At 35.3% G+C, this 21,341-nt stretch carries 17 protein-coding genes and 6 tRNA genes; 10 read left to right on the top strand and 13 right to left on the bottom strand.

The genetic code is table 11. From position 1 onward, the window contains the following. The first annotated feature begins 5 nt into the window (after window positions 1-5). Window positions 6-728 carry an ATP-binding protein gene (locus MV052_RS09325; RefSeq protein ID WP_297443807.1) on the top strand — a complete coding sequence of 241 codons (723 nt, stop codon included), beginning with the start codon at window positions 6-8 and terminating at the stop codon, window positions 726-728. On the opposite strand, the gene MV052_RS09330 is transcribed toward MV052_RS09325, so the two are convergent. The 7 genes from MV052_RS09330 to ileS form a co-directional block, all read right to left on the bottom strand. Continuing rightward, the gene (locus MV052_RS09330; protein ID WP_297443658.1) at window positions 712-1,212 is read right to left on the bottom strand and encodes an RDD family protein; all 501 of its coding nucleotides are present in this window, start codon (window positions 1,210-1,212) and stop codon (window positions 712-714) included. The genes MV052_RS09325 and MV052_RS09330 overlap by 17 nt on opposite strands. A 7-nt stretch (window positions 1,213-1,219) precedes the next feature. Next, a complete protein-coding gene (gene guaB / locus MV052_RS09335) occupies window positions 1,220-2,665 on the bottom strand; it encodes an IMP dehydrogenase (protein ID WP_297443661.1) in 1,446 nt (481 codons plus the stop codon). 41 nt (window positions 2,666-2,706) lie between these two features. Further along, window positions 2,707-3,048 carry a hypothetical protein gene (locus tag MV052_RS09340; protein WP_297443664.1) on the bottom strand — a complete coding sequence of 114 codons (342 nt, stop codon included), beginning with the start codon at window positions 3,046-3,048 and terminating at the stop codon, window positions 2,707-2,709. Window positions 3,049-3,137: 89 nt separating this feature from the next. Next, window positions 3,138-3,548: a hypothetical protein gene (locus tag MV052_RS09345; RefSeq protein ID WP_297443667.1), complete on the bottom strand. Its 411-nt coding sequence runs from the start codon at window positions 3,546-3,548 to the stop codon at window positions 3,138-3,140. Window positions 3,549-3,875: 327 nt separating this feature from the next. Then, entirely contained in the window at window positions 3,876-5,219 is a 1,344-nt protein-coding gene (gene gatA, locus MV052_RS09350) for an Asp-tRNA(Asn)/Glu-tRNA(Gln) amidotransferase subunit GatA (RefSeq protein ID WP_297443670.1), read from the bottom strand. 137 nt (window positions 5,220-5,356) lie between these two features. Next, the gene (locus MV052_RS09355; protein WP_297443673.1) at window positions 5,357-6,220 is read right to left on the bottom strand and encodes a TolC family protein; all 864 of its coding nucleotides are present in this window, start codon (window positions 6,218-6,220) and stop codon (window positions 5,357-5,359) included. 227 nt (window positions 6,221-6,447) lie between these two features. Further along, window positions 6,448-9,216 (bottom strand): isoleucine--tRNA ligase, encoded by a 2,769-nt coding sequence (ileS, locus tag MV052_RS09360; RefSeq protein WP_297443676.1) that lies wholly within the window; start codon window positions 9,214-9,216, stop codon window positions 6,448-6,450. Window positions 9,217-9,330: 114 nt separating this feature from the next. Between ileS and MV052_RS09365 the strand changes: the two genes are divergently transcribed. The 9 genes from MV052_RS09365 (at window position 9,331) to MV052_RS09405 (ending at window position 13,327) form a co-directional block, all read left to right on the top strand. After that, complete coding sequence (locus tag MV052_RS09365; RefSeq protein WP_297443679.1) at window positions 9,331-10,419, top strand: CinA family protein; 1,089 nt, start codon at window positions 9,331-9,333, stop codon at window positions 10,417-10,419. Window positions 10,420-10,493: 74 nt separating this feature from the next. After that, window positions 10,494-10,569, top strand: a tRNA-Lys gene (locus tag MV052_RS09370). A 17-nt stretch (window positions 10,570-10,586) separates the two neighbouring features. Next, a tRNA-Val gene (locus MV052_RS09375) sits at window positions 10,587-10,662 on the top strand. A gap of 17 nt (window positions 10,663-10,679) precedes the next feature. Beyond that, a tRNA-Asp gene (locus MV052_RS09380) sits at window positions 10,680-10,756 on the top strand. A gap of 5 nt (window positions 10,757-10,761) precedes the next feature. Continuing rightward, a tRNA-Val gene (locus MV052_RS09385) sits at window positions 10,762-10,837 on the top strand. 36 nt (window positions 10,838-10,873) lie between these two features. Beyond that, window positions 10,874-10,949, top strand: a tRNA-Glu gene (locus MV052_RS09390). A gap of 34 nt (window positions 10,950-10,983) precedes the next feature. After that, window positions 10,984-11,060, top strand: a tRNA-Asp gene (locus MV052_RS09395). A gap of 123 nt (window positions 11,061-11,183) precedes the next feature. Continuing rightward, window positions 11,184-11,522 carry a hypothetical protein gene (locus MV052_RS09400; RefSeq protein ID WP_297443682.1) on the top strand — a complete coding sequence of 113 codons (339 nt, stop codon included), beginning with the start codon at window positions 11,184-11,186 and terminating at the stop codon, window positions 11,520-11,522. Next, window positions 11,519-13,327, top strand: a complete 1,809-nt coding sequence (locus MV052_RS09405; protein ID WP_297443685.1) for a pentapeptide repeat-containing protein — start codon at window positions 11,519-11,521, stop codon at window positions 13,325-13,327. The genes MV052_RS09400 and MV052_RS09405 overlap by 4 nt, the downstream gene beginning before the upstream one ends. Before the next feature lie 361 nt (window positions 13,328-13,688). On the opposite strand, the gene MV052_RS09410 is transcribed toward MV052_RS09405, so the two are convergent. Genes MV052_RS09410 through MV052_RS09435 form a run of 6 tightly spaced genes read right to left on the bottom strand, consistent with a single transcriptional unit; the run spans window position 13,689 to window position 21,297 of the window. Next, complete coding sequence (locus MV052_RS09410) at window positions 13,689-15,716, bottom strand: ATP-binding protein (RefSeq protein WP_297443688.1); 2,028 nt, start codon at window positions 15,714-15,716, stop codon at window positions 13,689-13,691. Between the two features lie 2 nt (window positions 15,717-15,718). Beyond that, on the bottom strand, window positions 15,719-16,120 hold the full coding sequence (locus MV052_RS09415) for a hypothetical protein (protein WP_297443691.1): 402 nt from the start codon (window positions 16,118-16,120) through the stop codon (window positions 15,719-15,721). A gap of 11 nt (window positions 16,121-16,131) precedes the next feature. Further along, a complete protein-coding gene (locus tag MV052_RS09420; protein ID WP_297443694.1) occupies window positions 16,132-17,196 on the bottom strand; it encodes a hypothetical protein in 1,065 nt (354 codons plus the stop codon). 37 nt (window positions 17,197-17,233) lie between these two features. Next, the gene (locus MV052_RS09425) at window positions 17,234-19,438 is read right to left on the bottom strand and encodes a hypothetical protein (RefSeq protein ID WP_297443697.1); all 2,205 of its coding nucleotides are present in this window, start codon (window positions 19,436-19,438) and stop codon (window positions 17,234-17,236) included. 60 nt (window positions 19,439-19,498) lie between these two features. After that, on the bottom strand, window positions 19,499-20,167 hold the full coding sequence (locus tag MV052_RS09430) for a response regulator transcription factor (protein WP_297443700.1): 669 nt from the start codon (window positions 20,165-20,167) through the stop codon (window positions 19,499-19,501). Window positions 20,168-20,184: 17 nt separating this feature from the next. Next, window positions 20,185-21,297 carry an FtsW/RodA/SpoVE family cell cycle protein gene (locus tag MV052_RS09435; protein WP_297443703.1) on the bottom strand — a complete coding sequence of 371 codons (1,113 nt, stop codon included), beginning with the start codon at window positions 21,295-21,297 and terminating at the stop codon, window positions 20,185-20,187. Window positions 21,298-21,341 lie beyond the last annotated feature (44 nt).

The following is a 21,341-nucleotide window of genomic DNA, read 5'->3' on the forward strand; positions in this document are numbered from 1 at the left end:
AAATCATGTCAAAACTTGGTAAAACGAATGCCGAGTTTCAACTTATAGAAGAGGGTGACAAAATACTTGTTGGGCTTAGTGGTGGAAAAGATTCACTTACAATGATTCATGCAATGAAAGAACAACAACGACGTGCACCTTTTACATTTGAGTTCATAGCTGTTACAGTAGGTTATGGCATGGGTGAAAACTTTGAAAAACTCTCTAAGCATTGTAAAGAACATGGCATAGAACATGTAGTTCGTGATACAAAAACATATGAGCTTGCGAAAGAAAAAATCCGTAAAAATTCATCATATTGTAGTTTTTTTTCTCGTATGAGAAGAGGCTATCTTTATAGCGTAGCACAAGAGCTTGGATGTAACAAAGTAGCGCTTGGACATCATATGGATGATGCTGCTGAGAGCTTTTTTATGAACTTTATATATAATGGGCAAATGCGGAGTCTTGCACCTAAGTATACGGCTGGAAATGGACTTGTAGTTATTCGTCCCCTGATTCAAATGCGTGAGCGTCAGTTAGCTGCGTTTGTAAAAGAGAATGAGATAGAAGCCATAGGAGATGAAGCTTGTCCTGCTATGCGTTTTGATGTGAAGATGCCACATGCAAGAGCAAATACAAAAGAGATGCTGGCTAAGATGGAAAAAGAGTTTCCTTCTCTTTTTACCTCTTTAAACGCAGCGTTTAAAAATATTTCAGTAGATAGCTTTTTTATGCTTGAAGATTAGCGTCTTTATCATAAATAACTAGAGTTCCTGCTAGTAAATCATGAAGCCCACGTTTGTCTTTTCTCAAAGCAACCATTAAAAAACCTATAAAAAAGAGTGCCATTGAAACGATATATCCTAGTGAACGGGTAATGGCTTGTGTATTATCTAAATCTTGCAGAGTTTTTGCATCAACAATTTTAATATGAACAAACTTCTTTCCAGGTGTAGCGCCACGCCATTTTTTCCAAAATAATATAGTTATAATTAAAACAGAAAATTCAAAACCAAGTTCCCAAGCAAAAGATGTTTGTGGTTGATGATTGAGTGCGTGAGGATTACCACTCATTGCCATTTGTATATTTTGTTGATATTGAGAGAAGTCAAACCAGTTCCCATCACTTAAAAAGTATATAAGGATGGCAACTGGAAGAGCGACAAAGAGAGTATCTAAAAATGAAGCAACAAATCGAATCCAAAATCCAGCATATCTTACTTCATTCATAGACTAGTTACACATGATAGTTTGGAGCTTCTTGTGTGATGATAACATCATGAACATGAGATTCTTTGAGCCCAGCAGATGTTATCTCAACAAATTCTGATTTATCCCAGAACGCTTCTATACTTTCACTGCCACAGTAACCCATAGATGAACGTAGTCCACCCATCATTTGATGTATAATTCCTGCGATTGAACCACGGAATGGAACACGCCCTTCAATTCCTTCTGGAACAAGTTTGTCTGATGCTGTACCTTCTTGGAAGTATCTATCTGTACTTCCTTTTTGCATTGCACCGATTGAACCCATACCGCGGTATGATTTGTATTGGCGTCCTTGGAACATTATAGTTTCACCAGGAGACTCTTCTGTACCTGCTAAAAGTGAACCTGCCATAACACAGCTAGCACCAACAGCGAGTGCTTTTGCTATATCTCCAGAGTATTTAATCCCACCATCTGCGATAACTGGAACACCAAAAGGACGAGCAGCTTCAGCACATTCATCTATAGCAGAAATTTGTGGAACACCAACACCAGCTACGATACGAGTTGTACAAATCGAACCTGGCCCAATTCCTACTTTAACAGCATCTGCTCCAGCTTCTATAAGTGAAAGAACAGCTTCTTTAGTTGCTATATTTCCAGCGATAACATCAACTTCTAAAGTTTCTTTGATAGCTTTTACTGTATCTAAAATACCTTTAGAATGTCCATGTGCTGAATCAAGTACAAGTACATCAACTCCAGCATCCACAAGAGCCTTAGCTCTGTCCATTTGCCCAACACCAATAGCAGCACCGACGACAAGACGACCAAAACTATCTTTATTTGAGTTAGGATACTCTATGCGTTTTTTGATGTCTTTGATAGTTACAAGACCTTTTAAAAATCCTTCTTTATCAATGATAGGAAGTTTTTCTATTTTATTTTGGTGCATAATATCTGCTGCATCATCAAGTGAAATTCCTTTTTCAGCAGTAATAAGAGGCATTTTAGTCATTACTTCATCAGCACGTTTACGCATATCTTTTTCAAATCTCATATCACGATTTGTCAAAATACCAAGCAGTTTATTATGACCATCAACAACAGGAACACCTGAAATTTTAAATTCATTCATTAATGCCTCAGCATCTGCTAAGGTTGCATCTGGATGAACATAAATAGGGTCAATAATGATACCACTTTCTGATTTTTTAACTTTTCTAACTTGTTTACACTGTGTCGCGATATCCATATTTTTATGAATGATACCGATACCACCAAGTCTTGCCATAGCAATAGCTGCACGATACTCTGTTACAGTATCCATAGCTGCAGAAACCATAGGGATAGTTAAGCTAATATTTTTTGTTAATTTTGTTGCTAGTGATACTTCTTTTGGAAGAACTTCGGAATATTGTGGTACTAAAAGTACATCTTCAAATGTTAGGGCGCGTTTACGAATTCTCATGGTCATCCTTTTAAAATTTTTGCATTATACCTTTGTTGTTGTTAAAAAGAGGTAAAATCAAGAAACATAAATTGGGAAAGTAAGATAATAATTATAACAAGTATGAAAGGGAAGAGGTGGCTTTTAAATACCCAAGGTTGAATACCAAAAAAGACTTGGTTAACACCACGAAATCCTAGCCATAAACCTAAAAATCCTTTGATTGAAAGCGCTATTTGAAAAGTGCTTAAACCATCTTCTGTAATCTCTCCAAAAACTTGTGTAAATAGATACATCCCTGAAAGAACGGCAACTATTAATGCTTTAGGAACAACCTTTCTTACATGCATCATAATAGCTTCGCGAGCTTTTTTATGCTCTTCTTCATTGAGAGACTGCTTCATTTTTGCTATAAAGAGATTATCTGTGATTAGAAAACCTCCATATATAAATACGGCAAAAATATGAATGGTATGGATGATAGTATAAAGAATTATTTATCCTTTTTTGGTGCTTTTCTAAAAAGGTGATAGTTTTCAAGCTCAAGCATCTCTTCAACATAACTGACTATACATTTGGCGCAATCTGTCCAAACACCAGAGGGAAGTCTTACTTCTAACTTTTTCTTTTCACGAAGTTTAATGATTTTTTTAGGTGATAAGACTTTTGTAACAGGTGAAAAATCTACATCAGTTAAATCTATGTCGTTTTTATAAAATATAGTTTGCTTCTTGAAATTTCCCCAACCAGGAATACCATCTTCAGTATACGGTACTTCATGACCATTTTTAAATTTTACCATCATTTTATAATGAGAGTCTTCAAAGACTTGGGAAACTTTCCCCGCACCAAATACTAAACCGTAGAGTTTATCTTTTACTTTTACATCATCAAAATATGCCATTTCTTCTCCTTTATTTCTTTGTAAATTGTAAGTACCTCTCCATAAATAACTCCAATTTCAGAAGCTTAAAAAGAGGGCTAATACAAGGCGAAATTCCGCATGAGCTACTAGTAGCTTAAAGGATTTTCAACGAAGTAGTAGCCCTCTTTTTAAACTTCCCTTCGGGCAAAGAGCAAATAACCCTATTGCGTCGTTAGATTCCTTTGGATTAACCAGTTAGTCCTGCAGAAATCTGCCTAGCACTAGAGCTATTTGCTCTTTGCTGAATCTGGGGTTATTTATGGAGAGGTACTTCACTACATTATATCTCATAGTGGTTACAATGAGTTAAGCCTTGTACGCTACAGCATTTTCTAAGCTTAATGAGCCATCAAAAAGAGTTTGTTCATCGTAAGCTTTTGCAATGAATTGTAGTCCTACAGGTATGCCATCACTGTTTTTCATGATTGGCAGTGAAAGGGCAGGGAGTCCTGCAAGGTTAACACTAATAGTATAAATATCGCTTAGATACATTTGCATAGGGCTTGAGAGTTCTCCAAATTTTGGTGCTACAGTTGGTGCAACAGGAGATAAAATCAAATCAACATCTTGAAATATTTTTGCATATTCATCTTTGATGATATGACGTGTTTTTTGTGCTTTTACATAATAAGCTTCATAGTACCCGCTTGAGAGCACAAAGTTTCCGAGTAAGATACGGCGTTTTACTTCATCACCAAAACCTTCACTTCTTGTTTTGAAGTAGGTCTCTTCAAGGTTTTTGCCTTCTACTTTATTACCGTAGCGAACTCCATCATAACGCCCAAGGTTTGTGGTCGCCTCTGCTGTTGCTGTGATGTAGTAAGCTGAGATGTCGTATTTTGCATCCATCATCTCTTTTTCAACGATAGTATGTCCCTGTGATTTGAGTGCTTGGATAGCTTTTGCATACGCTTCTTTGATAGCATCACTTGCATTTTCAATATACTGAGGCAATACCGCGATAGTAAGCTTGCGAGCTGCGTTTAGATTTGGGACAACTTTATCATCCATCATTGCGTTTGTAGAATCTTTTTCATCGCTTCCACTTATGATGTCATAGAGTATCGCTGCATCCTCAACATTTTGTGTCATAGGACCGATCTGATCAAGACTTGAAGCATAAGCACCAAGACCATAGCGACTCACTCTTCCATATGTTGGCTTCATTCCAACTATACCACAATATGCAGCAGGTTGACGGATAGAACCACCTGTATCTGAGCCCAAGGCTGCTATGGCTAGACCAGCACCAACAGCAGCAGCAGATCCTCCAGAACTTCCACCAGGAACATGCTCTGGGTTTATGGGGTTGAGTGTTTTACCATAGTAACTTGTTTCTGTTGTTGAGCCCATTGCAAATTCATCCATATTTGTACGACCAAAAGGAGAGAGTCCTGCGTCTAAAAGTTTGTTTATAACTGTCGCATTGTATGGTGCGATGTAGCCTTGAAGAATTTTAGAGGCTGAGGTAACAGACCAGTCTTTTACTTGAATGTTGTCTTTGATAGCAATAGGAATTCCCTCTCCAACATACTTTACGTCAATATATGCGTTAAGTTCTTTATTTTCATCTATCTTTGTTTTTAAGTTATTTGTAAATTTGTTGAGTTCATCTTTTGATAATTGTAATGCTTCTTTGAGTGTGATCACTGCTTTTCCTATGTAGATAAATTAGTAAGAGTATTATAACAAAATGTGTTTATCTTTTTCTTTTATCGCATTTATGCAAAGCAATTGAAATGCAAGAGTTGATTTTTCCCTCTTCTTAAAAGAGTTTTCCAATTTTTTTAAATCCATACCAATTGTACAAAAACACCAACTGTTGGATAGTAAGAACTTTTTGCAAGTTTTATTTGACTCTCTTGTTCTTTTAACATTGTCCGTAAAGCTTTTATGTCTGGACGATTTTCCAGTGCTTTTTGTGTGAGTGAATTAAGCGAAAATGTCTGATATTTTGGTAGTGGGGCAAGATCTGTTATCTTTTGTTGTGTCATAAGGGAGAGTTGACTAAGAGCAATGTCATAACTATTTTTTGTCTGAATAAGTTTTGCTTTGATTGCATTTTGACCTGCATCTATTCGATAGAGTTCAGCTTGAGATATCATGCCCAAATCAAAAAAAGCTTTTGCCTTTTTATAGCTTTGTTGTGTGGCTTGATAAGCTTCTTCTTGTGAAGTGATAAGATGTTGTAAAGCTAAGGCAGTTGTATAGGCTTGTACTACATTCATGTAAAGATTGCGTTTGGCATTTTCTACATCAAGGAGTGCGCGATATTTACGTAAGTTTGCTTTGTCGATACTCGCACTTATAGCAAAACCGCTAAAAAGAGGGTAGGTCAGCTTTAGTGTTCCGATATAGAGGTTTTGTGCTTGCATCTGTACTGGAGGTGTTGAAGGTGGAAAGCCTGGAAATGAACCTTGCAGATACATAACCGGCTCTTCATAAAGATAGGTAGCCCCATAAGAGAGATCAAGACTTGGGTATTGTGCTGACTTTGCAACTTCGCTAAGTTGTTCATAAACTTTTGCTTTTTTAGTGGCAGCTTGAATTGATGGATTTTGTTCACTCAGTTCAATGGTTTGACTCAAGGTACCCGCGTAAGTGATAAGAGCACAACAAGAACTTAAAAATAGAGTTTGTAAAAGTCGCATAATGTCTATATTCTTTGTAATGAAGATATTATAACAGTTATTTTTATTTTTTGCTTATTTATATGTGTTAGAAGTTTAGTGAGAAGATAAAAAGAAAAAGGTACTTGTAAGAATGTTTAGTCTCTTAGGGCTTAAACTTCTTAACAAGTAAAACCCCGATGCCTATGACGACAAAGATAAGAGCTACAGTAGCTCCTACAAATGTCAGGCTTACGGGTTCACTGAAGTTAGGCATTTATGACCTCATTACAACGGCTACATAAAGCGTCTTCTTTTTGGGCTTGGTATTTCCAACATCTTGGACATTTGTGTGCTGTTGCTTTTGCAATGCTAAATGTGTCATCATTGACTTTGAAACTCTCTAAGATGTCTTCTTCTGGTTTATCTTCTAAGATTCCAGAGACAACAAACCAATCTTCAGCATCTGCATTATTCATATCTAAAACAGTTTTTGATTCTGTGTAGATGACAAGTTCAAGTGTACTTTTGATGATTTTTTCTTTTTTAAGCTTATCTACTGCTGCACCAAAACCTTCTCTTGCTTTTACCATATACTCTGCATCAAAAGGCATTGCACCGGCTTCGATTTTTGCATAAGTCATATCAAAAACATCTTCAGCATCACCTTTAATAATTGCAGGTGCATTTTCTACTATTTCATCTGCTGTATAGGTGAGGATAGGTGCCATCAAAAGAAGTAGTGCTTTGGTTATGATTGCCATTGCGCTTTGGCTTGCTCTTCTTCTTTGACCCTCTTTCTCGTTACAGTAAAGGTTGTCTTTTGTCATATCGATATACATACCACTCAACTCATTCACGATGAAGTTATTAAGTGTACTCATACCGTTCACAAAGTTATATTCACTAAACTGCTTATGCACTTCATTGAATGTATCTTGAGCAACATTGAGTATCCATTTGTCAAGATTACCCATATCTTCATAAGAAGTTAAGCTCTCTAGGTCATTGATATTGGCAAGCATAATTCTAAAAGTGTTTCTTAATTTTCTATAGCTTTCTGAAGTCTGTTTTAAAATACCTTGAGAAATTTTCAAATCACCTTGGTAATCAGAAGAAGCAACCCATAAACGCAGTATCTCACTTCCGTACTCTTTTAAAACTTTTTCCGGTGCGATAACATTGCCTTTAGATTTAGACATTTTTTCGCCTTTTTCATCTACTGTAAAACCATGGGTTAAGACACCTTTGTATGGTGCTTGATGCTCAACCGCAGAAGATAAAAAGAGTGAAGACTGGAACCAACCACGATGTTGGTCAGAGCCTTCTACATATAAATCAGCAGGGTATTGACCTGCATCATAGTTACGAGATTTTAAAACACTGTTCCAAGTAGAACCAGAGTCAAACCATACATCTAAAATATCTGTAACTTTTTCAAGTTCTTCTGGTTTATAAGCACTTCCTGGATAAAGAAGTTGTGCAATATCCATAGAATACCAAGCATCACTTCCTTGCATTTCAAAAATCATCGCAGTAAAATTGAGAACTTTTTCATCTAAAAGTACTTCGCCTGTTTCTTTTATTCTAAAAAAGGCGATAGGCACACCCCAGTCACGTTGACGAGAGATACACCAGTCAGGACGATTTGCTACCATAGAAGTAAGACGATTACGCCCACTCTCAGGGACAAAAAGAGTTTTTTCTATTGCATCAAGTGCAATGTTTCTCAGTGTTTTATCTTGTCCTACAGGTTTTTCATCTACAGAGATAAACCACTGTTTTGTAGCACGATAGATAAGTGGTGTATGACTTCTCCAACAATGAGGATACGAGTGCATAAATTTACTTACTTGTAAAACACTCTCACCCATCATCTCTACGATATCTTCATTTGATTTGAAGATATGACGACCTACGAAGTCCTCTGCGTTTGGAATTAAAGCATCACGAACAACAGTCGCATCATAACACCCAGTCTCATCAACAGGCATCACAACTTCTAAGTCATATTTTAAACCAACACGGTAGTCATCTTCACCATGCCCTGGTGCTGTATGCACACAACCTGTACCATTTTCTATAAGAACATGATCTCCTAAAACGATACGCGAAGCTCTACCATTAAGTGGATTTACCGCGTTTAGATTTTCAAACGCAGTAGCTTGAAATGTTTTTGCAATAGTGCCACTTAGCACACCGCTCTCTACTAAAGAGTTCAGCAGTTCTTTAGCTACGATATACCCATCAGTAGTAAGCACATATTCTTCCTCAGGATTGAGTGAAATACCAGTATTTGCTGGAATAGTCCATGGTGTTGTTGTCCAGATAACTGGAGCAGCTTTTTCATCTTTGTTTATGCCCAGTTTCTCTTTTGCTTCATCGCTCAGCTCAAACGCAACAAAGATAGAGTAATCTTCTTTGTCTTCATACTCAACTTCTGCTTCTGCAAGAGCCGTTCTCTCTGCCCATGACCAAAACACTGGTTTGCTACGCTCTATCAAAAGACCTTTTTTTGCAACACTACAAAGTGTTCTATAGATATTTGCTTCAAATCTATAGTCCATAGTTACATAAGGCTTTTCCCAGTCTGCGATGATACCAAGCTCTTTAAATTCACCTTTTTGAATATCTACAAATTTACGTGCATGTTCACGACAAAGCTTTCGTATCTCGTGCGTTTGGAGAAGTTCTTTTTTCTTTTTTCCACCAAGTTTTTTTTCAACTTGTTGTTCAATCGGAAGACCATGACAATCCCAACCTGGAGTAAAACGAACAGATTTGCCATTGAAATAATTGTTTTTGATGATAATATCTTTGAGCACTTTGTTCAGCGCATGCCCGATGTGAATATGACCATTTGCATAAGGAGGACCGTCATGAAGAGTGAAGCTGTCTGCATCTTTGCGTTTGGCTTTCATTTTTTCATAAACTTTTTTTTCATCCCAAGCAGCATAACGCTTTGGTTCATTGTTTATTAAATTGCCTCTCATGGCGAACGTGGTTGTTGGTAAAAGTAGTGTGTCTTTGTAGTCCATCTATACCCCAAAATATTATTATAAAGTTTTGCATTGTACCTTTAATGTGTTTAAAAGCTGATAAAAGTGCTATAATAAGGCTAATAAAATTCTCTGAAGAAGGCTTACAACAGCATGAAAACACATCTGATATTTATAGGAAATAAGTTTATATATAATGCACCACTCAAAGAGTACATTTTGCGAAATATAGAAAAAAATAGTGGCTTTATAAATGAGATAACTTACCTAAAAGAGAGTGAGAATGCTCTGTTTTTATATATAGAAGAAGAGTTAAACGCAGCTGATAGAGTTATCCTTATAACATCAAAACAAAATTTCTCTACAATTGGTAAGGTTATCTGTACGGCTACGGGAGATAATCAAATCCTTCAAGATGCTATGTTGATTCCCCAAAAAGCGACTATTTATGCTGAGCGTTCTTATCTACTTGAACATCAAAACACTTCTGTCAATGTATTACAAATAGATGAAGGGCAAAAAATGCCAGAGATTTTGTTCACAAATGAAGAAACAAAAGCTACTGTACATGTTTTTGAAGAAGAAAAAGAGGTGCTTATCAGTATCTTGAATCCTATAGCTCAGATGTATGAAGTAAACTTTTTTGTGACACAAGAAGTTGATGGTTGGTTACGTGTGGATATCGCAAGCAATAGATATGGGGATATTTCTAAGTTTATTCATGCATGTAAAAATTTATTGCCTAAAAAACTTATCACTTCAGCGAACATTGTAGAATATATCATAGATAAGCTATCTCATCATGGGAAAAAAGTAAGCTTTTCTGAGAGCTGTACGGGTGGACTACTTGCTTACTATTTTACTAAACATAATGGGGCTTCAAAAATTCTTGATGGTTCTCTTGTGACATACTCTAATGCACTTAAGGAAAATTGGCTTGCTGTAAGTCATGAAGTACTTGAAGCCAATGGTGCAGTAAGTGCTGAGGTAGTGGCTGAGATGAGTGAGGGCGCTTTAAATGTTAGTGGAGCAGATTATGCACTCTCCATCAGTGGTATAGCAGGTGATACAGGTGGAACAAAAGAAAAGCCGGTAGGGACAGTTTATATCGGTGCAAGAAGTCAAACAAAACATAAAGAGCGACATCTTCAGTTTCAAGGTGATAGAAACTATGTTCAACATCAAAGTGCTTTATATGCGATAAAAATGTTGCTTATGATTGATAAAGAGACTTTTTTCTAAATTTATCGCTAAATGTCTTGACAATTAAGAATCATTTGCCTATAATTTCGACCTCTTAACAATAAGAGGAAAACGTCTTGTTAGCTCAGCTGGTAGAGCACGTCACTTTTAATGATGTGGCCGATGGTTCGAATCCATCACAGGACACCATTTTTACAGTTTTAAATGGGCGTTTAGCTCAGTTGGTAGAGCGCTACCCTTACAAGGTAGATGTCACTGGTTCGAGTCCAGTAATGCCCACCATTTAAAACATTATATGCGCGGTGGTAGTTCAGTTGGTTAGAATACCTGCCTGTCACGCAGGGGGTCGCGAGTTCGAGTCTCGTCCACCGCGCCATTTTCGGGCGTTTAGCTCAGTTGGTAGAGCGCTACCCTTACAAGGTAGATGTCACTGGTTCGAGTCCAGTAATGCCCACCATTTTTGTTTACAAACCTTTTGTTTATGAAAGACAGTGACCCTTTCGTCTAGTGGCCAAGGACACTATCACTTCATGGTAGTAACAGAGGTTCAAATCCTTTAGGGGTCGCCACATATTGGTGTTAGAAATTACTTTTATTATATGCGCGGTGGTAGTTCAGTTGGTTAGAATACCTGCCTGTCACGCAGGGGGTCGCGAGTTCGAGTCTCGTCCACCGCGCCACTCTTTTTTAAAATCTTCAAATATTAACATTTACTAATACAAATCTAAAATTGTGTGATAAAATACAAATTTTAATAGTCTAAAAAACTTAATATTACTTCAAGTATTTAAAAGGGAATTATAATGCCAAAAAATAGATCAAATTATATTAATGAAATTAAAGAGAAGTTTGATGAAGGGGATAAAAATGCACTTATTGAAGCTGCTATTCGTATTAAAGAACTTGAATGTGAATACAATCAATTACAAAAAAAGTTAAGTGAAGATAAAAAAACAAAAGAAAGTAAGTGGACATTTTGGAACAATATCTCTTACCTTTCTACATTAGTTATAGTATTTTCTTTTATTGTTTTGATTTTATATTATTTTATACCCTATAAGCAAAATATCATTACTCAGCAAAATAATCAAATAAAAACTTTACAACAACAAATTAAAGATTGTAATTGTACGCATCAATGAATAACAAAATAAGTAAAAAAAATAATTTATTGCTTAAACGCTCTGTCAAACAATATAAACTTTTAAAAACTAGTAAAGCACATGATTGCTCTTTCAAAGACTGTCAGTTTAATGCTTTTTTAAATTTACAAAAAAATGTGCCAAACTTTATCCATAACATCAATAATAATGATACCTATTGTCTTTTTCATACGCCTAGAGAATTACAAAATAAATTAAGTTTATTTGATATAAATAATTTACAGTTATTAATAGAAGATTATGTCACATTTTGTATATCTCATAATATACAGGTTGACTTTTCGGGAGTTGTCTTACATAACTTTGTTTTTCCCACTAAAAATAGAAAATATAAAGATGTACTATTTAACAAGGCTTACTTTATTGGTTATCCTGATTTTGATAATTTATGTTGTGAAAACTTATTTTTAGAAGATTGTATATTTGAAAGAGGAGCAAGGTTTAAAAATATTCAAATAGATAATATGATTTTTAAACCAAAGAAGCTAAAAGAAGCTGTTGTATTTGAAGCAGGTGGCTATATAAGTTCTAGCACAGGACTAATATTTGACAATAAAGATTCTTATATCCATAATATAAAAATATTTAAAAACCATGTGGAAGGGGATGGAAAAGTTTTTTTTGTAGGATGTAACTTTCAACAAGCTAACTTTACTAATGGCATGTTAGACCAACTTGTTTTTCAAAACTGTAACTTAACAAATACTCGTTTTTTAAATTCAAAAGTTGATGAAACGGAATTCAGAAATTGTAAGTTTCCTTCAAACTACGAAAGAAAGTATTTAAATGACATACAAGGAAAAGAAAAGTATTTGGTCTATATTGCACCTTTATTAATAATATCACCTTATTTTATATACCCCTCTCAGTTTACTTTATGGTCTTTATTCTTTGCTATTTTGTTAGTACCTCTTTTATGGTTTCTTTTGTATTATATAGGTGCTTTTACTCATATATTTTTCCATTATTTGAATAAAGCATTAAGAAAAAATATTAAAACTAACGCCTCATTAAACACTTTATCCACAGGTGACCATATATGTACTCAAGATGAATTCTTATTATATGAGCAAATGTCGCTACTAAATGAATCAAATAAAAATTTTCGTGATCTAAAAGAAAATATTCAACTTTCCTTGCAATCACTATCTGAAGTTTATCAAAACCTACGGAAAAATTTTGAAAATTCTAAAGAAGTACAAAAAGCAGGGGACTTTTTCTTTTCTCAACGATATATGGAACTTATTTCTGGGAAGAAAAATCTTATAGAAACAAGCTTATTAAGTTTTCATTATTTTGTTAATGGCTTTGGTGAGAAATTTATTAGACCTTTGATTTGGTTAGTCATTACTGTATTTTCAGTAGCTTTTTCCACAGTACCAAATATAGATTATATTGCGACATCAAATACTCCCTTATTTTTACTCAAAGACTATAATGAGACCATTATGGATAATAATATGAACCTTCCTTATGTAATTAATAGTAATAACATTCACGTAAAATACAAATTAAATCTTCAAAACAATTTGAAAGTTCCATATATAAAAGGAGATTCTAATACTACTTTTTACACTTTAACACTAAAAAATAAAAATAAATCTAATATTGGCATTTATTATTCTTTAGCAGGAGTCGTCTCTTTTGTAACTCCAGAAAGCAAGCAATGGTTTAAAAATAGGACAGAAAAAGCAAGTAAGTTGCAACTTTTTGAAGGGATATTATCTTGGTTTTTTTTAGGAGCTTTTGTATTATCAATTAGAAATAGAATCAGAAGACAATAAATTAACTCAACAAGAAGATTCATGTAAGTTTTGTAGGGGACTATTCAAAAATCTGTGTCAATCGGGTAAAATAACAAATACCCAAGGAAATCATCCAAATAGTGAGCTTTCAAAGAATGGATAATTTTACTTTTATTAAATATAAGGCTCATATTTTCTTAAAACTATTTTTTCCATTGTTTGAAACTTGCTTATAGAACTGTATAGGCACTTGTAACCTCATTATTGTCTTTTGCCCTCTAAACTTTAAGAATTAATTTTGCTTTTAACTTTGCACTACTTTTGCTAATTTTTCATCCCTATATTTTCTATTTCAATTGTAATATTTTGAAATTAAAATAGAAATTTTTTTTGATTCATTTTAAAAAGACAATTCAACTAAAACACCTTTACCAAGACCTTCACTTTGTATCTTTATATCTCCACCCAAAAGGTGAGCCATTTTTTTACTGAGGGAGAGTCCAAGACCTGTTCCTTTATGCTTTTTTTGCATAATATTTTCAACTTGGACAAAGTCGTTAAAGAGGGAGTTGAGGTGCTTTTCTTCTATGCCTATTCCAGTATCTCGGATGCTGATGCAAGTTTTTTTATCTTCTGTGTAAATATCCACGATTATAGAACCTTTTTGAGTAAACTTTACTGCGTTTGAGAGGAGGTTGATAAGGATTTGCTGCACTATTTTAGGATCAGTTTTTATCTGATTTACTGCGTTTGGAGCTGCGTTTAGCTCGAACGCTAAGCCTTTGTCTTGTAAGAGCGGTAAGATAAGGTTTGTACTGTTTTTTACAAGATCAACAAGGTTTACTTCTTCAAGTTTGACATCCATTTTTCCTGCTTCTATCTTCGCTATATCTAAGATGCCGTTTATCATTTCAAGAAGATAGTGTGCAGATGACTCAATGTTGGCAATGGTGTCTTGCTGCTCATCGCTTAAGGCTTCATATCGCATCATAAACTGCGTCGCACTCAAGATTGAATTCAGAGGTGTTCTAAGTTCATGCGACATATTTGAGATGAAAGCGGACTTTGCTTTTGACACTGAGAGGGTGTTGTTGATAAGACGGATTCGCTCAAGCTGGAGTGTTACCATCTTTGCTATGGCATTATAGAGTTTTTGCTCATTTGCATCATAATAATGGCTAAAACCTAAAGAGATAGAGCCGTAGTATGTTTTTTGGGCATTTTGAAAGTCTGTTACATAAAGGTCTATGTATTGTTCTTCTGATTTTTCAGGTTTTTGTTTTTCAAAAGATAAAGTATGCCTATCTGTTAAGAGCTTTATCTCGTTGATAGAACGCCTTATGCACTCTTTTTCATCCTGCGTTTGAATGATGGTATTGAAGACGTTAATGAGTTGTATATACTGTTTTAGTCTACGCTTATTTTCTTCTTCAAGGTTTTTCAAGGCAGAGGAAGTTGTCTGTAGCATTGTGTTAAAAGCATTGCTAAGGAGTTGAATTTCATCATTGGAATTGCATAGAAGTTTTCTTGAATAATCCTGTGTTTTTGTGATCTCATGGGTGACTTGGGTTAACTCTTCGATGGGTTTTATAATCCCTTTGGCATATTTCAAAGAGAGAAAAAGGACAAACAAAAAGATGACTACAGCAGCAACACTCATAAATCTTGTAAATTCATAGAGAGTAGCAAGTGCGGTACTTTTGTCAACTCCGTAGATAAGATACCAATGATTGGGAAAAAATTTGAGTCTGTTATAGACAATGACATAGTCATCATTTATGATGTGATTTGTCTTTTCATTGAAAGATAGATTTAAAGTTAGTGGTTTTCCTATTGTTGTGCCATTAGCTGCGTTTAGAATGTAAGAGTGTATACTTTTTTGTTGCGATAAAAAGATATCAAGGTTTTGTAAGTTATACTTTAGCACAAGGTAGCCCAATGCCTTTGTTTTATCAAAAGAAGCAAAAACTTTAGAGTAAAAAATAAGAAATTTATCTTGAATATAGTAAGCACTTTTTTGATTATATTCTTTGAGATAAAAGTTTTGTAGCAGATTATTTGTCTGCGAAGAGGCTAAGATACGAGAGTTGTTGTCAATGAAAAAAAGTATATTTTTCTTGTTAATATCTTTTGCTTTTTGCTCCAATAAATGAGATATTTTTTTATCTATATCATCTGCTAAAATATCATCCATAACATCGAGTGAGCTGAGAAATTTTAGATCGTTTTGCAGTGTGTTGATTTGTCTATCTATAAGCTTCGTTGTAACTTGCATCTGAGCGAACTGCTCATCTATGGTCTGCTTTACAAGTTTTGACTCTGTGAGATACATTGTGTAGATAAGTAAGATAAAAAAAGGAAAAAATCCAATAAATAAAAAAGTAAAAAAAAGTTTTCTGCGTAAAGATTTTTTAAAAAAGTTTAGCATCTCTAGTCCTTCCAACGGTAGATGACATGGATGGTATCATCAAGATTTACTGCGTTTATATAGCCAATGGCACCATCAACTTTTTTGACAAAAAGCTTGATGCTCTCCTGCGAAGTCATGCTGTGTGGTGGTCTGTGTCCAAGATAATGTTGTGTCATCCAGTAGCGTTTGAGATGTGATGGAGTCATTTGCAGTATATGTTTGTTAAAACTTTTTCGTATCTTATTGTTGGCTTCAAGGTTGAGAGGAATAATTTTAATGTTATCAATAAATGAGAGTTTTTTAAGATAGAGTGCTTTGAGTTGGTTTTTTGTTAGGTTTTTAATCTTTGAATGTGTTACTACGATATACTCATCAGCCTGTGCAAAAAGAGACAATATTTGTAGTATTAGGACTATTTTCACAAGGGCTTTCATTAAAAAAGTACCGAAAAAGAGAGCTGGAGTTTATTGTCTATGGGGCGTTTATGAAATTGATATTCGGCTTTAAAAGCGATAGGGTAAAGTGGTCGGTAGGTATATCCAAAGATGGCAAAGTTGTCTTGTTTATTTTTTACTTTGTCTTCATAACTTTCTAAACGCAGTATAGCCATATGTTGTGGGGTCATTCTGTAGAGTCCTTGAACATAAGCTGCATAAGGTGTTGTTAAGCCATTTGTTGATTCTTGATGTCCAATTTCACTTAAAAATTGATACTTTTCGTTTTCATATTTTGCACTTAAAAGGATGTAGTACAAATCCTGTACAGTGTTAGACTTTTCTATGTACTCATCATCATAATCACTCTCTTCTTCATATTCATTTTCTGTGCCATCATCATCTATATAAGAGTGAAGTTTATTAAAGTAGCCTACATTGAGTTTAAAAGTGTACTGCGATTTTGCATAGCTGATGCCAAGACCATAGTGACGATTTGTGCGATAGTTGTTGTATTTGCCGTCTATATCTTCATTGTTTTGTAGCATTACATCTACTTTGAACTCAGTTTGTGAAAACTTTGTATAAGAGGCATAAAGCCCTGTTGTGGACTCTGGGAAGATGATGTTTGTGCTTATTGGGTCTGAGGTTGTATCTCTTAAAACATTGATGGGTAAAAGGTTCCAAAAGCCTATGGGTGAGATATATTTTCCAACTCTTGCCATATAGTTTTCATTAAAAGTATAATCAACATAGAGGCGTTCAATGTAAAGGTTAGTGTCGTTGTTGACGAGAGAGGTGTCATTTTCTTGTTTTTCTGTGTAAAGATTTTTGTATTCTATTTCTGTTAAATAGGAAAAATTATTTGAACTACCATATCCCAAAAGAGCAATATCTCCTATCTTGTAGCGATCTTGCACCTTTGTATGTCTATACTCAGTGGAAATGTAACCGCCAAGATAAAAGGGTAATGATGCCACTTGTACACCATCACCTAGTTCGTAAGAGTTATCGGCGCGCAACAGAGAGATGAGCACGCCAAATAAAATGATAACTTTTTTCAAAGAGAGCCTTCTGAGTAAACTTTATTTATATTATACCCTATGGATTTGGTCCGTTATGACAATCGTAACAACTTACCTGATGTCCTTTGGCAAATGATTTACTTCCATGCTCTACTTGAAGTGTTCTATCACTAAATGTTTCAGAGAGTGCCGAACCGCGATAATCTGCACCGTGACATGCTTTACATTGTGCTGAGTTGTTCTCTGCTACATCTTGATGCATTGATACCCAGTTTTGTCCCACAGTATGCATTCCATGCGGTCCGCCTGTATTTGTATTTGGCATTGTTGTGTGACAAGATGTACATTCTGCGATTGTTCCGCTATGTCCTTGGACGTTAATACTTTGAAGATTATCAACGGCATGACTTGTTGGAAAGATTGCATGTGTTGAACCATGACAAGCTGAACATTGTAAGTCTCCATGTCCTGTTGAATATCTGTACATACTTACACCAACTTCAGGCGTATCTAGGTTTGTTGCAAATCTTCTATCTACTGCGTTTCGAAGTACACCGTTTTGTAAGGCTGAAGTGTATCTTTGTCCATCTTGATGACAGGCTTGACAGTTTGGTTCGTCTTTCCATCCTGTTCTACTTGAATTTCCAACATCATTGAGTGTACCGTGACAACTTTGACATTGCATTGTAAGATTACCATTTGCATCTTTTGCATCACCCATAGCCCCTCTTAAACACTGTGTACTTGAACCAGGATGACAACTATAACAAGCGTTTCTGTTGTTTGAGTCATTTAAACGTAGTCCGTTACTTGGGTCGATTACACCGGCATGTTTTGAATGAAGTGCCGTAGTTAAAGGTTGTGCATTTCCTACACTTGAAGTTCCTAAAGCATTTGAGCTATGACATGCTGCACAAAGTACTGGAGTTTTATTGACAACAACCGTATCATAAAGACTAGAATTATAATCATAACCTTTTGCTTTAAGTGTATCAAGGTCAGCTGTACTGATGACATGATTTTGATCATGTAATTTCAAGATATTTAATTTAAAATCTTTAATTGTGTTTGCATCGTTTACCCATCCTGAGATAGGTTTTGCATCACTCGAACCACCAACACTTGCGTGACATTTTGCACAATCCATTTCATCACTTACAGGTAAAACAATATTTGCTGTTGCTAAGGTTGTTCCTGCTGTATCTTTTGCTACAACTTTAACCATAGGGTAGTAGTTTGTGACATTGTCATCATCTCGGTTGATGATAGGAATACCAGTCGCTTCAAACCAGTTCTCAGTCGCGTTAAAAGTCATAGGCTGAGGTGCCAATGAAGGTGTTTTGTTTCCTGTAAGACCTACATCTACAACATTTGTAGCACCTGGAAAAAGAGATGTTACATAAGTCCAAAAGTTTGTTTTTGTACTACTTGTTGTGTTGATATGACCATTATAATTATATGATTCATATGTGATTATAACACCACTTGTTATGTGTTTATTTGATGTGCCTACTTTGTTTATAAGTTGTGCATTGAGGTTGTTGTAGGGTGGCAAGATAGTAAAAACAGAAAACTCACTTCCATCCATACAGTGCATTCCTAAATCATTCCATGCTAAAAGAGTGTATGTTCCATTGTTTGTTGGTGTTGTTCCACCTCCGGTTGTACCACCATCAGTAGTCGTGTCATCATAGTCATCATCATGCTCATCGTCATCATTTTTCAAATCTTGTTCGTACTGGTCTTTATTGTCTAATGAGTCCTGAAAATGAGTTTTGGCATCATCTTTTGAGACAACATCTGTTGTACTTTTTGATGTCAGTTCGGCAATTTGCGTATCACTTAAGTCACTGTTTTCTTCTGAAAGATTTACAGTATCATTGGATGGTTTTTCGACTATATCTATTCCGTTAGAAACATTTTTATCTGCATCTAAAGTTTGAATAACTCGTAAAATATTAACAACTCTTGGGTCATCTATAGTGCTGTTATCAACCAACTCTAGTGGTGTTATGACACTATTAGCTGTTTGGATTTTTGCACTGCCTAAGATAATGTTTCCAACTTTGAAAGTTGTTTCTTCACCAACTTTATAATCAAAGTAGCCATTATCATCGGTAACGCCGCTATATGAAGTTGACTGATAGTCAATGCCTTTTACAGGACTATCAAGAAACAGACCTGTACTCTGTAGGGAAGTAGAACTTTTAGATGAGTCATTTGTTCCACATCCACTTAGAGATATGAGTAGTGTGAGTATGAAAAATGCGAAGTATTTCATAAGATCTCCTCTTGGTGTTTTTATATTCAAGGAGCAGTATAAAATAGTTAAATGAAGATTTTATGAAGATTTATTAATTTTGTAACCAATGCCTCGAACATTGATGATAAAGTCCTTAATAGCAATCTTTTTACGTAAATTTTTGATGTGAACATCAACGACATTACTTTGTTTAATGGCATAATTGTCCTTGTTGATATGTTCGCTGAGTTGGTATCTACTGAGTACGATATTTTGGTTTTGCATAAAAAGTTCAAGTAGGTCAAATTCGGCTGTGGTGAGCTTGATAGGCTTTTCATCTACAAAAAGCTCGTGCGTTGTAAGGTCGAGAAAAACTTTACCAATACGTATCTGAGAAGACTTCTCCTTTGCTCCTTTACGAAGAAGAACTCGCATACGTGCAAGTAGTTCGATATTTGAGTAGGGTTTAGTCAGATAGTCATCCGCTCCAGAGTCCAAAACTTTTACACGGTCGTCTATTTCAGAGTTTGCAGAAAGCATCAGAACAGGAACATCTATCTGCGTCGCACGAATCTCTTTGAGAAGCTCAAGACCATCTCCATCTCCTAAGTTCCAGTCAAGTAAGATAAGCGCATAACTATTTTTGTCTATAAATTCTTTTGCATTACGGTAGCCTGAAGCTATGTCACAACTATATTTTTCACTTTTTAAAAGTTTTTGTAGCTGTTTTGCGGTTTGAGTGTCATCTTCTACTATTAAAATATGCATCTAAGTACCTTTCCTTATTAAACAAAACTTTTTTTACCACTTCTATCATACATATCTTTATACCTGAAGGTGATAAGATTTTCCATGATAGCAAAAAGAACGATAAAGTTTAAAAAACTACTTCCTCCATAACTAAACATTGGGAGTGGAACTCCAACGACAGGAGCATAGCCTATGGTCATTGAGATATTTACACCCATATAAATAAATATCATAAAAGATATGGATATGGTAACAACTTTGATGAAGTAATCTTTGTTAAAAATACTTAAACTCATAAGATGTAAAATGAGCATAGCATACAAAGCGATAAGGGCTAAAGCTCCTAAAAATCCTGTCCGCTCAACCACAAAAGCAAAGATGAAGTCACTCGTAGCAATAGGCAAAAATTTCATCTGCGTTTGTGTGGCATCTTCTTTGTTTTTTCCTGTCCAGCCACCTGAGCCAATGGCAATGATAGACTGCTGTACGTGATACGATGGTTTTTCACTTAAAAAGTCCGTGATTCTTGTTCTTTGATAATCATGGAGTAAAAACTTGTAGGCGATGGGCGAAAAGATTAATATTACTGTAGCAATGGTCGCTACAATCTTCCAGTAAACACCTACATAGAACAAAACGCCATAACCGATGAGCAAGAGAACAAGTGCTGTTCCTAAGTCTGGCTCTTTAGCAATGAGAATAAAGGGGAGTAAAATATAGGCACTCAGCTTTAAAAACTCTTTAAGTCTGTAGCCGTGAACAGGAGGAGGATTTTTATGTATAAGATAAGCTAGCATCAAAATGAGAGCAGGTTTTACAAACTCTGAGGGTTGTATGGTTGCATTGATAAAAGGAATATCTATCCATCTTTGTGCGCCTAAACGCGAATGTCCAAAAAATTCCACCCCAAGCAAAAGAGCAATATTTCCCCAATAAATAAAAGGAATAAGCCAACTCATGCGACGAATAGGCAAAAGAAAGACGATAAGAAATGTGATAAATGCGATGCCGACATAAGCAAGCTGCTTTTGTGCAAGTGCTGGAACCGCTTCACCAATCAACCAATGTGACATACTGACAAGCGGTATGAGAAGAATGATAGAAAGAAAGTCAAATTGTGATAAAATACTCTTATCAAATCTCCACAAGTTTGTAACTCCAAATTAAAATTATATATGATTGTAACATAAAG

The organism is Sulfurimonas sp. (genome assembly GCF_026988655.1).
Classification (GTDB): Bacteria; Campylobacterota; Campylobacteria; order Campylobacterales; family Sulfurimonadaceae; genus Sulfurimonas.

Coding starts and splice junctions, on each gene's coding strand:
- MV052_RS09325 (WP_297443807.1), top strand. CDS start 6: ATGTCAAAACTTGGTAAAACGAATGCCGAGTTTCAACTTATAGAAGAG.
- MV052_RS09330 (WP_297443658.1), bottom strand. CDS start 1,212: ATGAATGAAGTAAGATATGCTGGATTTTGGATTCGATTTGTTGCTTCA.
- guaB (WP_297443661.1), bottom strand. CDS start 2,665: ATGAGAATTCGTAAACGCGCCCTAACATTTGAAGATGTACTTTTAGTA.
- MV052_RS09340 (WP_297443664.1), bottom strand. CDS start 3,048: ATGAAGCAGTCTCTCAATGAAGAAGAGCATAAAAAAGCTCGCGAAGCT.
- MV052_RS09345 (WP_297443667.1), bottom strand. CDS start 3,548: ATGGCATATTTTGATGATGTAAAAGTAAAAGATAAACTCTACGGTTTA.
- MV052_RS09355 (WP_297443673.1), bottom strand. CDS start 6,220: ATGCGACTTTTACAAACTCTATTTTTAAGTTCTTGTTGTGCTCTTATC.
- ileS (WP_297443676.1), bottom strand. CDS start 9,216: ATGGACTACAAAGACACACTACTTTTACCAACAACCACGTTCGCCATG.
- MV052_RS09365 (WP_297443679.1), top strand. CDS start 9,331: ATGAAAACACATCTGATATTTATAGGAAATAAGTTTATATATAATGCA.
- MV052_RS09400 (WP_297443682.1), top strand. CDS start 11,184: ATGCCAAAAAATAGATCAAATTATATTAATGAAATTAAAGAGAAGTTT.
- MV052_RS09405 (WP_297443685.1), top strand. CDS start 11,519: ATGAATAACAAAATAAGTAAAAAAAATAATTTATTGCTTAAACGCTCT.
- MV052_RS09410 (WP_297443688.1), bottom strand. CDS start 15,716: ATGCTAAACTTTTTTAAAAAATCTTTACGCAGAAAACTTTTTTTTACT.
- MV052_RS09425 (WP_297443697.1), bottom strand. CDS start 19,438: ATGAAATACTTCGCATTTTTCATACTCACACTACTCATATCTCTAAGT.
- MV052_RS09430 (WP_297443700.1), bottom strand. CDS start 20,167: ATGCATATTTTAATAGTAGAAGATGACACTCAAACCGCAAAACAGCTA.